The sequence below is a fragment of the Streptomyces sp. NPDC006516 genome, assembly GCF_040611875.1.
Lineage (GTDB): Bacteria > Actinomycetota > Actinomycetes > Streptomycetales > Streptomycetaceae > Streptomyces.
The window spans coordinates 298,476-314,395 of the sequence record NZ_JBEXPD010000008.1 but is presented as its reverse complement, the minus strand read 5'-3'; the positions used below and the strand labels follow the sequence as shown (position 1 = coordinate 314,395).

At 72.5% G+C, this 15,920-nt stretch carries 11 protein-coding genes; 5 read left to right on the top strand and 6 right to left on the bottom strand.

The genetic code is table 11. From position 1 onward, the window contains the following. Window positions 1-78: 78 nt before the first annotated feature. The 3 genes from ABZY45_RS23000 to ABZY45_RS22990 all read right to left on the bottom strand — a co-directional run bounded on the left by ABZY45_RS23000 (window position 79) and on the right by ABZY45_RS22990 (window position 5,996). Window positions 79-1,623, bottom strand: coding sequence for a DUF5719 family protein (locus tag ABZY45_RS23000; RefSeq protein WP_356742498.1), 1,545 nt, complete (start codon window positions 1,621-1,623; stop codon window positions 79-81). Beyond that, on the bottom strand, window positions 1,620-5,462 hold the full coding sequence (locus ABZY45_RS22995) for a glycosyltransferase (protein WP_356742497.1): 3,843 nt from the start codon (window positions 5,460-5,462) through the stop codon (window positions 1,620-1,622). The genes ABZY45_RS23000 and ABZY45_RS22995 overlap by 4 nt, the downstream gene beginning before the upstream one ends. A gap of 270 nt (window positions 5,463-5,732) precedes the next feature. Further along, window positions 5,733-5,996 (bottom strand): WhiB family transcriptional regulator, encoded by a 264-nt coding sequence (locus ABZY45_RS22990; protein ID WP_031093859.1) that lies wholly within the window; start codon window positions 5,994-5,996, stop codon window positions 5,733-5,735. 678 nt (window positions 5,997-6,674) lie between these two features. Here ABZY45_RS22990 and ABZY45_RS22985 point away from each other — a divergent pair. The 3 genes from ABZY45_RS22985 to ABZY45_RS22975 all read left to right on the top strand — a co-directional run bounded on the left by ABZY45_RS22985 (window position 6,675) and on the right by ABZY45_RS22975 (window position 9,613). Beyond that, window positions 6,675-7,175 (top strand): cysteine dioxygenase family protein, encoded by a 501-nt coding sequence (locus tag ABZY45_RS22985; RefSeq protein WP_356742496.1) that lies wholly within the window; start codon window positions 6,675-6,677, stop codon window positions 7,173-7,175. 141 nt (window positions 7,176-7,316) lie between these two features. Beyond that, entirely contained in the window at window positions 7,317-8,273 is a 957-nt protein-coding gene (gene cofD, locus ABZY45_RS22980; RefSeq protein WP_356742495.1) for a 2-phospho-L-lactate transferase, read from the top strand. Beyond that, window positions 8,270-9,613, top strand: a complete 1,344-nt coding sequence (locus ABZY45_RS22975) for a coenzyme F420-0:L-glutamate ligase (protein WP_356742493.1) — start codon at window positions 8,270-8,272, stop codon at window positions 9,611-9,613. Before cofD ends, ABZY45_RS22975 begins: the two co-directional genes overlap by 4 nt. 9 nt (window positions 9,614-9,622) lie before the next feature. Here ABZY45_RS22975 and ABZY45_RS22970 read toward each other — a convergent pair whose 3' ends face one another. From ABZY45_RS22970 to ABZY45_RS22960, 3 genes are all read right to left on the bottom strand, one after another. After that, entirely contained in the window at window positions 9,623-10,594 is a 972-nt protein-coding gene (locus ABZY45_RS22970) for a DNA-3-methyladenine glycosylase 2 family protein (protein WP_356742532.1), read from the bottom strand. A 90-nt stretch (window positions 10,595-10,684) separates the two neighbouring features. Continuing rightward, window positions 10,685-11,776, bottom strand: a complete 1,092-nt coding sequence (locus ABZY45_RS22965) for an NDP-sugar synthase (protein ID WP_356742492.1) — start codon at window positions 11,774-11,776, stop codon at window positions 10,685-10,687. A 78-nt stretch (window positions 11,777-11,854) separates the two neighbouring features. Further along, window positions 11,855-13,303 (bottom strand): N-acetylmuramoyl-L-alanine amidase, encoded by a 1,449-nt coding sequence (locus ABZY45_RS22960; protein WP_356742491.1) that lies wholly within the window; start codon window positions 13,301-13,303, stop codon window positions 11,855-11,857. A 139-nt stretch (window positions 13,304-13,442) separates the two neighbouring features. Here ABZY45_RS22960 and ABZY45_RS22955 point away from each other — a divergent pair, with 139 nt between their 5' ends. Beyond that, the gene (locus ABZY45_RS22955; RefSeq protein WP_356742490.1) at window positions 13,443-14,195 is read left to right on the top strand and encodes a TIGR03089 family protein; all 753 of its coding nucleotides are present in this window, start codon (window positions 13,443-13,445) and stop codon (window positions 14,193-14,195) included. Between the two features lie 186 nt (window positions 14,196-14,381). Beyond that, the gene (locus ABZY45_RS22950; RefSeq protein ID WP_356742488.1) at window positions 14,382-15,749 is read left to right on the top strand and encodes an LCP family protein; all 1,368 of its coding nucleotides are present in this window, start codon (window positions 14,382-14,384) and stop codon (window positions 15,747-15,749) included. Window positions 15,750-15,920 lie beyond the last annotated feature (171 nt).

Genomic DNA, 15,920 nt, shown 5'->3' with positions numbered 1-15,920 from the left:
CGTCCGGACCGACAGGTCCCGCCGGGAGCCGTCCGGACCGACAGGTCCGCCAGCCGTCCGGGCCGGCAGGTCCCGCCGTCAGTCGTCCAGAACCGACAGGTCCTGCCGCGCCTGGGGCACCTCGACCGTGCCGCCGTCGTCCGGCAGCGTCTGCACGGTGAACATGTCGATCCCGCCCGCGGTGAGCGTGAGCGTGCGGGCGGCGTGGACCGGCCCGCCCGACTCGGTCTCGACCGTCAGCGCGTAGCTCCCCTTGAGACCGGACGGAGCCTCGGGGGTGACCTCGAGCGTCGTACCGCCCTTGACCGTGTACGTCTTGACGGTCGGCTCGCCGCCGTCGCTGCCCGCCGAGGCCGTCACCTTGACCTTGGCGGTCGCACCCGGGGCGGTCAGGGAGAGCACGGACCCCTTGGCACGGTTGTCGGCGACGCTCGCGCGGTCGCCCACCGCCGCGGTCGCCGGGATGAACGCGACCTCCTGCTCGGCACCGGTCCCGCGCACCACGCGCAGAGCGGCCACCACCGGTGTGCCGCTGCCGTCCGCGGGTGACAGCCGGATCGATCCGGGCTCGCCGCGCGTGACGTCCTTGAGGTCGACGCTCGCCGTCATCTGCGACTTGATGTGCAGGGTGTCGTTGCCGGCCGGCGCGAACGTCGCGTTCTTGCCCATGAGCTGGACCTTCACGTCGGCGTCGTCCTCGCCGGGCGCGAAGGCCACCAGGCGTACGGACGTGGCGTCGGCCGGGATACCGGGCATCACCAGGGTCTGCGCCGGATCGGCGGACGCGGCGAGCCAGTCACTGCCCACCTCGTCCTCGGCCGCGCTCACGACCGCTCCGACGCGTCCGGACCGGGTCGTGACGTGCACGGTGACGTTCTCGGCCTCCTCGCTGGTCAGCGTGGAGATCAGCATCGGGACGCTCGACCGCGCCGGGACCGTGATGCCCTCCGCGACATCGGACTTGAGAGCGCCCTCGGCGCCGTAGAGCTCGATGTCGGCGACGGCCGCGGTGTCGTCGGGGTTGGTCAGGTGGACGTAGTCCTGCCGCGCCGCCGTGGTGCTCGCGCCAGGGAACCAGAAGTCCGTGTCGGGCGCGGAGCAGCTCACGCCGAGGAGGCCGCGTGCACCGCCGGCGGCGGCCGTGGTGGTCTGCTGGGCGGCCCAGCCGGGGGCCAGCTTGCCGGTGGCGGTGCCGATGAGCGCGGGAGCGTCGGATTTGTCGGTATCGGCCGTGGACGGCTTGCCGGGGTCCTTGAGGGAGATGACGGGTTTGCCGTCGGTCGCCTTCTCCTTGTCGGCGTCCTTCTCCTTCTCCTCGTCGGACGAGGCGTCCTCGTCGGCGGGTGCGTCCTCGTCCACGGGGAGTGCCTCAGCGGGCTCCAGCTCGGCGGCACCGGCCTCTCCGCCGCTCTTCCCCGCCGGCGTGAAGGACGTGTACGTCGTCTCCGCCACGTCGGACGTGCTGGGGGCGGGGCACAGCAGGCTCGTGCGCTCCACAGGGAGCCGGGCCGCCGCCTTCGCCTCGGGCTCACCCGCGTCGCCGGGCGCGGTGAGCGCGGCGAAGCCGGTGACTGCGGCGAGGGCGACGGTGCCCGCGATGAGGGACAGGGGGGTGGACTTCACTCGGACTCGCCTCGCGATGCGTTGCCGTTGCTGCCGTTGCTGCCGTTGCTGCCGTTGCTGCCGTTGCCGGTCTGCCACGGGTCCTGGCCCGGTGCAGGGTTCTCGTCGGTCCCGCCGTACGGGGTGGAGTCGTCCGCCGCCGTGGAGTAGGGCTGCTGCTGGGGGTAGCCGTACGGGTCGTAGGCGCCCTGCTGCTGGTACGGGTCCTGCTGGTAGGACTCGGCCTGGTAGTACTGGCCGGCGTCCTGGCCGCCCTGGTACTGGCTGTAGTCGGCGCCCTGGTACTGCTGCTGGGCGTCCCACTCCCCGTAGCCGCTCTGCTGCGGGACCGCCGCGTACGAACCCGTGCCGTCCTGGTCCACAGGAACAGCCGCGTACGAACCCGTGCCGTCCTGGTCGCCCGGGGCCGCCGCGTACGGATCGGTGCTCTGCTGCGCCGGGATGTACTGCCCGTCGGCGGCCGGCGCGGCCTCGGCATAGGGAGCCTCCGCGTAGGGAGCCTCCGCGTATGCCGCGGCGGTACCGGCACCGGCTTCGGCTGCGGCTTCGTCCTCGCCCGCCGCCGTGGCTTCCGCCTGGGCAGCCGCGCGCAGCCTGCGCGCCCGGCGCCCCTCACCGGCGACCGGCTCGGCCGGGACGGCCTCGGTTTCCTCGGGCAGGTCGTCGTCGATCTCCCTGCGGCGGCCGGGCAGGGCCAGGACCACCAGGACGATGCCCAGCGCCACCTGCGTCCAGACCCATGCGGTGTGTGCGACGGGGGTGTCGTACGTGAGGTCGAGCGTCCCCCCGCCGGAGGGAAGTTCGAAGCCCTGGGCCCAGCCGTCCACGGTCTTCGGGGTCAGGGCGACCCCGTCCAGCGTGGCCTGCCAGCCGGGGTCGGCGGCGTCGGCGATCCTCAGCACCCGGCCGGAGCCGCCGTCGGGGATCTTGGTGTGCGCCTCGACGGGCAGCGACCCCACGGGGACGGGCTCGGCGCCCTCGCCGGAGGGGACGATGGTGAGGCGGGACGCCTGACGGTCGACGCGCCACAGGGCACTGCCGTCCAGCTGGCTGAGCCGGCTCAGACCCGGGGTCGAGTCCAGGACCCGGCTCATCTGCCGCGGGGCTCCGTCCCGTACGAGGACGTAGCGGATCGCGAAGCCGCTCAGCTGGCTGCCCTGGTCGGCGCCCGAGCCCGCGACCAGGTTGGCGACGACCTTGTCGAGGTGGGAGTTGCTGCCGCCCGCCTCGGTGAGCTCGGCGTCGCCGAGCCGCGCGCCGGAGCCGCGGACCAGGCTGTAGGAGACGGACGCCGGGGACGTGCCCCCGAGGATCAGGGTGCGCGGCTGGTCCCGGGTGGTGCTCTCCTCCGCGACGAAGGCGGGCACCTGCACGGGGTCGCGGCGCTCCAGCGGTCCCGTGGCGCCACCGATCATCCAGCTCACCGCGGCCAGGACCGGTGCGAGCCCGGCGGCCAGGGCGATCAGTGCGGCGACCGGCTGACGCCAGCCGAAGCTCAGCGCCGCCACGCGCACCCGGGCGCCGTCCGCGCCGAGCAGTGCGGCGGTGAGGAGCGCGACGCCGTAGACGAGGGTGGCGGGGCCGGCCCAGGTGGAGCCGTTGGAGATCCCCGCGAACACCAGGGAGACGAGCACGACCACCCAGGCCGTACGGATCGCGAACTGCCGCTCCCCGCGCAGCAGCGCGGCCAGCGCCGCGAGCACGATGCCCAGCAGCAGGATGCCGCCCGCGGCCTTGGGGCCGCCGGGGCTGATGCCGAGCAGGTCGAGGGCGGAGGCCGTGCCCGTGCCGATGTCGAGCCCGGCCTCCTTCAGGAAGCCGGACGGGTCGGCCAGCAGCGAGAGCGACCAGGGCGCGAGCACCAGGATCGGGGTGCCCACCGTGGCCAGGAAGCGCAGTCCGTACGCGGCGATGTCGCCCCGCCGCAGCACGAGCACCCCGATGCCGAGGACCAGCGCGAGCGGCCAGACGATCGGGGTGAAGGCCGTCGTGAAGGTGAGCAACAGGGTGTACGCCCAGGTGGCGCGCCAGCTGCCGCGCGCGGTGGAGCCGTCTCCGCGCAGCCCGTGCGCCGCGACGGCGGCGCGGGCGATCAGCGGCAGGAGGACGGCCAGGACGGCCGTGCCGAGGCGTCCGGTGGCCAGTGCTCCCGTCGCGGCGGGCAGGAAGGCGTACGCGATGCTCGCCCAGGCCCGCAGGAGACGGGACTCGATCAGCGGCCGGGAGGCGAAGTACGCGGTGAGCCCGGCGAGCGGGACCGAGCAGACGAGCAGGAGCGTGAGCGCGAAACCCGTGGAGCCGAGGAACAGCGCCGAGAGGGCGGCGATCACCGCGAGGTAGGGCGGCGCGGTCTGGGTTCCGCCGGTCCCCACGGGGTGCCAGCCGTCCGCGTAACGCGCCCACAGATCGGAGACGTCGGCCGGAGCGGGCAGCAGGGCGCCGCCGACGAGGGAGCCGCTGCCGAGGAGACCGCGGCAGGCGACCAGCGAGACGAGGAGGAGGAGCAGGAAGAGCACGGGCCCGGGCTTGCGGCCGACCCGCTTGAGCCGCGCGAACTGCTCGATCTCCAGGAAGTCCGCGTCGTCCCCGCCGGGCCCGGACTCGACCGCGCCGTGCCGGGAACCGCCGGAGTCGGCTTCGGTGCGGCTGCCGAAGTTGCCCGCGACCTGTTCGACAGTGGCCCGGACCGTGGCGCCGGGCGGCGGGAAGAGGGACCGCAGGTCGGCCGCTTCCACGGCCCCCTTGCCACGCGCGCGGCGCGCGGCGATGATCCGCCCGGGGCGCAGGAGGGTGCCGAAGAGTCCGGCGACCTCGTCGAGCGCCTGCCCGGGCACCTTGCCGACGAGATAGGCGAGGGTGCGCAGCAGGGTGCCGACGACGAGGCGGAGAAGCGCCCACGGCAGCTGCTTCCCACGGGCGTTGGCGAGCATCGTGTAGACGGCACCCGCCTTGTCGACGCGGTGCGGGCTCGCCACGGAGCGTCCGGCGCAGTCGATGGGGCGGCGTTCCCTCGCCGAGGCCTCGGCGTGCCGCAGCACGGCGTCGGGGGCGACGAGCACCCGGTGGCCGGCCATGTGCGCGCGCCAGCAGAGGTCGACGTCGTCACGCATCAGGGGGAGCCTGCGGTCGAAGCCGCCGAGCTCCTCCCAGACGTCCCGGCGCACGAGCATGCCCGCCGAGGAGACGGAGAGCACCGTACGGATCTGGTCGTGCTGGCCCTGGTCCTGTTCCCGGCGGTCCAGGCCGGTCCAGCGGCGTCCGCTGTTGGCGATGGAGACGCCGACCTCCAGGAGCTGCTTGCGGTCGTACCAGCCGCGCAGCTTGGGCCCGACGATCGCGGCGTGCTTGTCGTTCTCGACGACGCGCAGCATCTCGGCGAGCGCGTCCGGCTCGGGTGCGCTGTCGTCGTGCAGCAGCCAGAGCCACTGGACGGGTTCGCCGTGCGGGAGTTCGGGGAGGTCGTACGCGTCGTCGCGCCAGCTGCGGGTGACGGGGTCCCAGCCGCTGGGGCGCTTCAGGTACGGCAGGTCGTCGGGGGTGAGCACCCCGGCCGTGCGGACCGCCTCGTCGACGGCGGTGCCGAAGCTCGTACGCCGTGCGAGGTGCAGGACGCGCTCGCCTCCGAGCGCCTCCGTGACCAGGCGGGCGGAGTCGTCGGCGCTGCCGGTGTCGGCGGCGACGGCGTTCTGCACGGGGCGTTCCTGCCCGAGCAGTCCGGCCAGCACGCGGGGCAACCAGCGTGCGCCGTCGTGCGAGACGAGCACGGCGGTGACGACGTGCCGGGGGAACTCTGGGGCGGCGGCCTCGTTCGGCGCCGCCGAGTGGCTGTGCACGGACATCGGGGTAGGGGCCCTCCGGCCGGGTCCGGAGGGGGTCCCCCCCGGGGGCTGCATCGGTGTACACGCGCGCCCCGGCGGGGCGTTGGCGCGTCTCTCGGACGGGGCCCCACACTAACGGTACGGATGTGCGCCCCGCGCCGAGCGGTTGACCGGCGGGATCGGGGGCGGCCGGGAGGGGCCGGACACCGCGATGGCCCGGGGGCCGCACCCTGCGTACAGGGTGCGGCCCCCGGGCCATCGCGGTGCCGGCGTCCGGTCGCGCCGGGTGCGTCAGATCGCGGCCTTCTTCAGTCGTCGTCGCTCACGCTCGGAGAGGCCGCCCCAGATGCCGAAGCGTTCGTCGTTGTTGAGGGCGTACTCGAGGCATTCGGAGCGGACCTCGCAGGCGAGACAGACCTTCTTGGCCTCGCGGGTGGAGCCGCCCTTCTCAGGAAAGAAGGACTCGGGGTCGGTCTGGGCGCACAGCGCGCGCTCCTGCCAGCCGAGTTCCTCGTCCGCGTCCTCGACCAGCAGTTGCTGGAACAGCTCGGTCATGTGCGCCCCTCGTCTGTCTCTTGCGTCCCCGTGATGCGGCCGTTACCGATGCGGCCGAACGACACGAGTGAAATTACAAGTGTGTAGCTTCGGGCCAGTCAAGCGAAGATCTGCTATTGGCCGCGGTATTCACTCTGCGGAACCAAGCGTATACAGAAAGTGTTCAAATCACCAAAAATCTGACATATGCCGTGGGCCTCTCCCGCCGCACCCTCTCACCCAGTGAGACGACCTAGGCCGCCACAATGTTTCGATTTGATCACCGAAGCGACCAAGATCACAGCGGGGTCACGGGGCGTCAGCCGCGTTCGAGGGTGCGGTTGATGCGCCACCTTGCCTCTAGGAGGGGAGCTAAAACCTTTCTCCACCTCCCGCGACCGGATGGGGTGAAACATTGCCGCCAAATCGGGCATTGAGTTGACAGACCGCCCATGGAGCCGGTCTCCTTGACCGCATGCCAGCGACCGCAGCCTCGTACACGACCCGCATCCGTGGGTTCCGTACGGCTGTCCAGGCGCGCTGTTGCTGTTCCAGCTGTCACAGCTGTTGAAGCCGTAGAGCTCCAGCTCTGATCCAGCTCCTCTTCACCGCATCTCCGGTATCCCGCTCCACCGCATCTCCGGTCTTCCGCGACACCCCCACGTACGCGCATCCACATGCCGAGGAACCACCGCACCCATGAACAGCGACAGCGACCTCTCGATCGCCGGCGACATCCTCGATGTCCAGCACCTTCTGCGTCCTGCCCGCCCCCATCCCACCACCGTGGCCGAGTTCGTCGGACTCGCCCGCTCCATCGCGGCCGACCGCGACAGCTGGGCCCCGCTTGTCCGGTACGACACCACGACCCGCTGGTACCACCGGCTGCGCACGGGCCCGGGCTACGAGGTGTGGTTGCTGAGCTGGGTCCCCGGCCAGGGCAGCGGACGCCATGACCACGGGCCGTCCTCCGGCGTACTGACGGTCCTGGAGGGCGAGTTGACCGAGCACACCGCACGCGGCCCACTGACCCTGGGCGCCGGCGCGGAGCGCGTCTTCGCCCCGGGTTACGTCCACGAGGCCGTCAACGACTCCCTCGAACCCGCCGTCAGCCTGCACGTCTACTTCCCCGGCCTGACCGAGATGCCGATGCACTCGGCACAGTGCGCTCCGGCCGTCGCCAACTCCGTACCCGTCTGACAGCTCCACCAGGTCACCAAGCGAACAGCTGACCCGTCGCCCACCACCACCCCGACAAGGATCAGGCTTCGCCTGACAGTCCCACCCGTCGCCCACCACCACCCCGACAAGGATCAGGCTTCGCCTGACAGACTGTTGTGCATGCGCATTGTGGTTCTGGCCGGCGGTATCGGTGGTGCTCGTTTCCTGCGTGGCCTCAAACAGGCCGCTCCTGACGCGGACATCACGGTGATCGGCAACACCGGTGACGACATCCATCTGTTCGGGCTGAAGGTCTGCCCCGACCTGGACACCGTGATGTACACCCTCGGCGGTGGCATCGACGAGGAGCAGGGCTGGGGACGCAAGGACGAGAGCTTCCGGGTCAAGGAGGAGCTGGCGCGGTACGGCGTGGGGCCGGAGTGGTTCGGCCTCGGCGACCGTGACTTCGCCACCCACATCGTCCGGACGCAGATGCTCGGCGCCGGCTACCCGCTGAGCGCGGTCACGGAAGCGCTCTGCGCGCGTTGGAAGCCCGGGGTCCGGCTGATCCCGATGTCCGACGACCGCGTCGAGACGCACGTGGCCGTCGATGTCGACGGCGAGAGCAAGGCCGTCCACTTCCAGGAGTACTGGGTGAAGATGCGCGCCTCGGTGGCGGCACAGGCCGTCGTGCCGGTCGGCGCGGAACAGGCCAAGCCCGCCCCCGGAGTCCTGGAGGCCATCGCCGAGGCCGACGTCGTCCTCTTCCCGCCGTCGAACCCCGTGGTGTCGGTGGGCACCATCCTCGCCGTGCCCGGCATCCGGGAGGCGATCGCCGACGCGGGTGTCCCCGTGGTCGGGCTCTCCCCCATCGTCGGCGACGCGCCCGTGCGGGGCATGGCCGACAAGGTCCTGGCCGCGGTGGGCGTGGAGTCGACCGCCTCGGCCGTCGCCCGTCACTACGGTTCGGGTCTGCTCGACGGCTGGCTGGTCGACACCGTGGACGCCGGAGCGGTCGACGAGGTGGAGGCGGCGGGGATCCGCTGCCGCGCCGTTCCGCTGATGATGACGGACGTGGACGCCACCGCCGAGATGGCCCGGCAGGCCCTGGCGCTGGCAGAGGAGGTACGGGCATGAGCACGGGCACCAGCGGCGAGGCACCCTCGTACCGGGTGTGGGCCCTGCCCGGGATGCCCGAGGTCCGGGCGGGCGACGACCTCGCGAAGCTGATCGCCGCCACGGAGCCCGGCCTCGTGGACGGCGATGTCCTGCTGGTCACCTCGAAGATCGTCTCCAAGGCGGAGGGCAGGATCGTCGAGGCCGCCGACCGGGAGGCCGCGATCGACGCGGAGACGGTCAGGGTGGTCGCCCGGCGCGGGACGCTCAGGATCGTGGAGAACCGGCAGGGGCTCGTCATGGCCGCGGCCGGCGTGGACGCGTCCAACACCCCGGCCGGGACCGTGCTGCTGCTGCCCGAGGACCCGGACGCCTCGGCCCGGACCATCAGGGACGGCCTGCGGGACGCGCTCGGTGTGGAGGTCGGGGTCGTCGTCACGGACACCTTCGGCCGCCCTTGGCGCAACGGTCTGACCGACGTGGCGATCGGAGCGTCGGGGGTCAGGGTGCTGGACGACCTGAGGGGCGGCACCGACGGGTACGGCAATCCGCTGAGCGCCACGGTCGTGGCCACGGCCGACGAGCTGGCATCGGCCGGTGACCTGGTGAAGGGCAAGGCGGCAGGACTGCCGGTCGCGGTGGTGCGCGGCCTTCCCCACGTGGTGGCGGCGGGTCCCGCGTCGTCCGGTGAGGCGTACGACGACCAGGGCGCCCGGGCCATGGTGCGGGGCGCGGCCGACGACATGTTCCGGCTCGGCACGTCCGAGGCGGTGCGGGAGGCGCTCGGTCTCCGGCGCACGGTGCGGGAGTTCACGGACGAGCCGGTCGATCCGGGTGCCGTGCGGCGGGCCGTGGCCGCGGCCGTGACCGCCCCGGCCCCGCACCACACGACACCCTGGCGGTTCGTCCTGCTGGAGTCGGCGCAGGCGCGGACCCGGCTGCTCGACGCCATGCGTGACGCGTGGATCGCGGATCTGCGCCGGGACGGGCGCAGCGAGGAGTCGATCGCCAAGCGGGTGCGGCGGGGCGACGTCCTGCGCGACGCGCCGTACCTGGCCGTGCCGTGCCTGGTGATGGACGGCTCGCACTCCTACGGGGACGAGCGCAGGGACACGGCGGAGCGCGAGATGTTCGTGGTCGCGGCCGGTGCGGGTGTGCAGAACTTCCTGGTGGCGCTCGCGGGCGAGCGGCTCGGCTCCGCGTGGGTGTCCTCGACGATGTTCTGCCGGTCCGTGGTGCGCGAGGTGCTCGGCCTGCCGGACTCCTGGGATCCATTGGGCGCGGTGGCCGTGGGGCACCCGAAGGGGACTCCGCCCGCCCGGGCCCCGCGTGACGCGGAGGCGTTCATCGCGGTGCGGTGAGGCGGAAGGTCACAGCCGTGCGATGTCGCCCGGCGTCATACGGGGGGCCCGGCGCGCCGGGGTGTGGCCCGAGAGCAGGATCAGGCGGGTCGCCCGGTGGCGCTGGCCCTCGTACGGTTCGAGCAGCGTGAGCATCTCCTCGTCGCCGGCGTCGCGGTTGCCCGCGAGCGCGTGGCCGACGATGCCCGGCAGGTGGTAGTCGCCGACCGAGACCGCGTCCGCCGCGCCGTTGGAGCGCTGGAGGGTCTCCGCCGCGGTCCAGGGCCCGATGCCCGGAATGATCTGGAGCCTGGCCATCGCCTCGGGCAGCTCCATCGCGGCCGCCTCCTCCATGCGCCGGGCCACCCGGACCGCGCGCAGGACCGTGGCGGAGCGCTTGGCGTCGACGCCGGCGCGGTGCCACTCCCAGGAGGGGATCAGCGACCAGGTCCTCGCGTCCGGCATGACGTGGAGGCCGTACGCCCCGAAGGCCGCGTCGGCGGGGCCGGGGGCCGGGGTGCCGTAGGTGCGGACGAGCAGCCGCCAGGCGCGGTAGGCCTCGTCGGTGGTGACCTTCTGTTCCAGGATCGACGGGATCAGCGACTCCATGACCAGCCCGGTGCGCAGCAGGCGCAGACCGGGCCGCCGGCGCTGGGTCTCGGCGACCAGCCGGTGGCGCGGGCGGAAGGCCTCCGGCTCGTCGCCGGCGCCGAGGAGCGCGGGCAGGCCGTCCAGCAGCCACTGCGCGCCGGGGCCCCAGGCCGCCGCCGAGACCCGGCCGTCGGGGGCCGCGGAGACGCGCAGGGTGCCGGGACCCGCCGGGGTGCGGGTCGCCCGCCAGAAGGTCCCGTCGCGCAGGGCCCGGAAGCAGGGGTCGGCCGGGCCGCGCCGCAGCGGGCTCAGGACCAGCCGGAGGTCGAGCGGCCCGGGCGGTGTCCAGGTCCGGGTCGATGGCGGAGCGGACGCGTCCGCGACCGCGACCGCCGTCTGCTGTCGCGGCACGGCGGTGGTGCGGGGTACGAAGCGTCCTGCCACGGGAGGGGTCCTAGCTCGTCGGGGGTACCTGTCGAGGGTAAGGCCGACGAGGACCCTTCACTGGTCGGACGAGAAGCGGACCGAGGCGTCGGGCAGGCTCGCGCCGCACCAGATCCGGATTCCGTCACGCAGTTCGTTGTCGGCTCCGACGTGGGCGCCGTCACCGATCACCGCGCCCGTGAGGACCGTACGGCTGCCGATCCGGGCGCCCGCTCCGACCAGTGAGTCGGTGATCACCGCGCCCGGCTCGACGACGGCGCCGGCCAGCACGGTGGATCCCGTGATCCTCGCGCCCTCGCCGATCAGCGCCCCCTCGCCGACGACCGTGCCGCCGGTGAGCTTGGCGTCGGCGGCCACGGAGGCGGTGGGCAGGACGAGCCGGTCGCCGCAGCGGCCGGGGACCGCCGGGGAGGGCGCGCGGCCCAGGACCAGGTCGGCGGAGCCGCGTACGAACGCCTGGGGGGTGCCGAGGTCCAGCCAGTACGTCGAGTCGACCATGCCCTGGAGGTGGGCCCCGGACTCCAGGAGCCCGGGGAAGGTCTCGCGCTCGACGGAGACCGGCCGGCCCGCTGGGATCGTGTCGATGACCGACCTGCGGAAGACGTACGCCCCCGCGTTGATCTGGTCGGTGACTATCTCCTCGGGGGTCTGCGGCTTCTCCAGGAAGGCCGTCACCCTGCCCGTGGCGTCCGTCGGCACGAGACCGAAGGCCCGCGGGTCCTCCACCCTCGTGAGGTGCAGGGAGACATCCGCCCCGGACGTGGCGTGCGCCGCGACCAGGGCCCGGATGTCGAGACCGGTGAGGATGTCCCCGTTGAACACGATGACCGGTTCGTCCGGTGCCGAGGCCAGGCGCGACGCCACGTTCCGGATGGCCCCGCCGGTGCCGAGCGGCTCGCGCTCGGTGACGTACTCGATGGAGAGGCCGAGCGAGGAACCGTCACCGAAGTACGGTTCGAACACCTCCGCCAGGTAGGACGTCGCGAGCACGATGTGCTCCACCCCGGCCGCCCTGGCACGCGCCAGCTGGTGCGTGAGGAACGGCACCCCCGCGGCCGGGACCATCGGCTTCGGGGTGTGCACCGTGAGCGGACGCAGCCGGGTGCCCTTGCCACCGACCAGGAGGATCGCTTCTCTTGCCTCTGTCACAGCACCGTCTCTGCTTCCTGCTGGGGCCGGGCCTCGTATCGGCTGGCCAGTGTATGCAGACCGTTCGGGACCTCCCGGTCAGCGGCCCTGCAGCTTGGCCGAACTCGTCCGGGCCGTGCCGAGCTTCTTGTAGAGACGGATTCCAGGGCATTCGGTTGCGAATCCGTCGCGGTGCCCTGAGATGACGTTGAGTTTGGCCTTCGCGCCCTTCTTGTACTTGCCGCTGCCTCCGGAGACGAGCGTGACCTTGCCCTTGGGGTTGCGCCCGAACAGTCCGAGCTTCCAGGCCGTCAGCTTGGCGATGGCGGTGACCGCGGCGGCGGGCGGATTCTTCGAGCTGTACGTCCCGAGGACCGCGATGCCCATGCTGTTGGTGTTGAAACCGAGCGTGTGGGCCCCGAGAACCGCCTTCGACACGCCTCCGGCGCGCCCTTCGTAGATGTTTCCGCACTTGTCGACGGCGAAGTTGTAGCCGAAGTCGCGCCAGCCGCTGCTCTTGACGTGGTAGCGGTAGATACTGCGCAGGACCGAGGGCGCCTGGGCGCAGGTGTAGTTGTTGCCGGTGGCGCTGTGGTGGACGAAGGCGGCCTTGACGGTCGAGGTGTACGCGAAGGCGCGCTCGCGCAGACTCTCGTCGGCGCCCCAGCCCTTGCGCGTGACGATGCGCGGGCGGGGTCCCACGAACGGCTTGGCGCCCGCCCCGACGACCGCCTGTTCCTCCGACTCGGCCTTGCTCAGGGCGGAGATCTCGGTGGCGCCCAGCGGCGCGAGGTCGGCGTTGACGGCGGAGCTCTCGGCAGCGGCCAGGGTGAGGCCCGCGATCTCGGGCAGCGCGCCCGGCTGGACGGCCGGGGTGGCTCCCGCCGACGGGGCGACGGCGGTGACGGCGGTAGGGCTGCCCGTGGCCGGGGCACCTTCGGTGCCCGGCTGCTCCGGGTCCTCGCCCGGGTCGACGAGCTCCACCCGCAGTCCGGCGGGGAGTGCTCGGGCACCGGCGGTGTGCCTGGGTGCGGCGCTTTCGGACCGTACGCGTACGTCGACCCCGTCCGAATCGCCGACCCAGAGCGGGGCGGTGGAGCCTCGCACCTTGCCCGATTCGCGCTCCGCGCTGCCGGAGTCGGCGGCGTGGTCGGTGTTGTGGGTCTCCAGGGACTGCCAGCCGGACCAGCGGCCGGTGCCGGTCGCACGGGTGCGGACCTGGACGGTGCCGTGGAGTTCGGCGTCGGCGTCGTCCCAGACCACGCCGACGAGGGAGAAGCGGTGCGCGTCGCGACGGAGCAGCCCTTGTGCGGTGGCGGGGTTCGAGGACTCGGCGGGTTCGCCGGTGGCCCTCGGCGCGGTGCCGGTGAGGGCCCGCAAGGGCAGGGACTGGGTCGATCCGACGGGCTCGACGGGCTCGGCGGGGGACACCGCGGACGCCTGGGCGACCGGGGCCGTGGGGGCAGTGGCGGGGGCGGGCGCGGCGAGCGGAAGGGTGAGTGCCGTCGCGCAGGTGACGCCGATGGAAGTCGCAAGAAGTGCTCGCATGACGGAAATCCTTGACGCAGTCCGGCACAGCGGCGACTGGAGTACCCGCGGGTCAAGCTGACACACCGTCTGCCGAACCGGTGTATCGAACACCCGTCATGTCCTGTCGGGCGCGCGGCCCCCGCGTACCCTTGCGCGGATGAACGCCAGTGATCGCACCCCCGCCGACCTGCTGCGATCCGCGCTCGCCGCGGACCCGGCCCGCCCCCTCGTCACCTTCTACGACGACGCAACCGGAGAGCGCGTCGAACTGTCGGTGGCCACCTTCGCCAATTGGGTGGCGAAGACCGCCAACCTTCTCCAGGGCGACCTGGCCGCCGAGCCGGGCGACCGGCTCGCCCTGCTGCTTCCGGCCCATTGGCAGTCGGCCGTCTGGCTGCTCGCCTGCTCGTCGGTGGGTGTCGTCGCGGACGTGCAGGGCGATCCGGCATCGGCCGACCTGGTGGTCAGCGGCCCCGACAGCCTCGACCGCGCCCGCGCGTGCCGCGGTGAGCGTGTGGCGCTGGCGCTGCGTCCGATGGGAGGCCGCTTCCCGCAACCGCCCGAGGGGTTCGCGGACTACGCGGTGGAGGTGCCGGGCCAGGGTGACCGCTTCGCTCCGTACGCCCCGGTGGACCCGGCGGCGCCCGCGCTGGCCGTGGAGGGCACCGGACTGACGGCGGACCAGGTGGTCGCTCGGGCCCGCGAGGACGCGGCGGCGCTGGGGCTCGGCCCGGGGTCCAGGCTGCTGGCCGGGCTCGCCTGGGACACGTGGGAGGGGCTGTCCACGGGACTCCTCGCGCCGCTCGCCGCGGGCGGCTCCGTGGTCCTGTGCCGCCATCTGGACCAGCTGGACGCACAGGCGCTGGCCAAGCGCGTCGAGAGCGAGCGCATCACCGGCACCGCGGTATGACAAGCGCCCTGAGGGCCACTCGTCCGGCCCATGGCGGGCCGAGCCCCCGGGACTGAGCACCGGCGGCGGTACATGATCGGGCGGTACGGGGGCACCGACGAGAACGCCACCCGGATGCACAACCAAGCGTGAGGTTCAGCCGTCTACTTCTGCGACCGGCGGCCCATCGCGCCGCCGAACGTGAGGATGGACGCAGACGTGAGCGACAGCCCCGGCACCCCGGCCGACCCGGACCGCCCGGACAACGCGGACAGCTCGGCCGGGGACGGGCGGACGGAAGGGGCCCGGGAGACCGCGGGCGCCGCTCCGCAGGACGACGCGTCCCCCACCGCCGCCCGAACCACCGGAGAGGCCGGAGAGGCCGGAGACGGTACCTGGGGCGCGCGGCCCGAGCGGGCCCCGGGGGAGCACAGACGTCACTGGCTCCGCTGGACCGCCCTCGCCGCGTCCTTCCTCGTGCTGATCGCCGCCGGGGCCGGCTGGTGGCTGTACAAGAAGCTCGACGGGAACATCACGACCGACACGAGCGCCGCCGCCGAACTCAAGGCCTACGAGAAGGACCGACCGCTGCCGATCGCACGGGACGCGCAGAACATCCTGCTCATCGGCTCCGACACCCGGTCCGGGGACAACAGCGCCTACGGACGGGACGACGGCGGCAGCCAGCGTTCGGACACCACGATCCTGCTCCACCTCGCGGCCGACCGCAGGAGCGCCACGGCGGTCTCGATCCCGCGTGACCTGATGACCGCGATCCCCGCCTGCCACACGGCGAAGGGCAAGGCCACCAAGGAGCAGTTCGCCCAGTTCAACTGGGCCTTCGAGCTCGGCGGCACGGCCTGCACGATCCGCACGGTGGAGAAGATGACGGGCATTCGCGTCGACCACCACATGGTCATCGACTTCAGCGGCTTCAAGGACATGGTGGACGCCGTGGACGGCGTCGAGGTCTGCCTCAAGAAGCCTGTCGACGACGCCGACGCTCACCTCAAGCTCCCGGCGGGCCGTCAGAAGCTGGACGGCGAGGAGGCTCTCGGGTACGTACGGGCCCGCAAGTCGATCGGCAACGGCAGTGACACCGAGCGCATGGACCGCCAGCAGAAGTTCCTGGGGGCCCTCGTCAACAAGATGCAGAGCAACGGCGTCCTGCTGAACCCGACGCGGCTCTACCCGGTGCTGGACGCGGCGACGAAGTCGCTCACCACGGACCCCGGCCTCGACTCCTTGAGGGATCTGTACGACCTGGTGCGCGGGATGCGGAACGTCCCGACCGACAAGGTGCAGTTCCTGACCGTGCCCCGGCAGTCCTACCGCGCCGACGCGAACCGGGACGAGCTCGTGCAGCCGGCCGCGGACCAGCTGTTCACGGCGCTGCGCAAGGACGCACCCGTGGCGGTGGTTCCCCCCGACGAAATGAATTCCGGGGATTCACAGGCGGATCACAGCTCCGAGAAGGACTCGTCCGGTCAAAAGCCCGGTGATACGGGCGCGAGCCCCACGCCCGCTCCCACCTATTCGGGGTCGAATGCGGCCGAGGATCCGTGCGGCCCGTAAAACAATTCCCAAGCAGGAGTGGCAATCGGCGCGGAATAGGCGGAATGCCCGGTTGTAAGGAGCGTGGAATGTGTCACGCGCGCCCCCGGTGGGTGAATCGGGCGGATAGTGTGACGCGATCCGGTGCAGGCGGCGACCAGACCGCACACGGCCGGAGTGAGGAATCGAGCG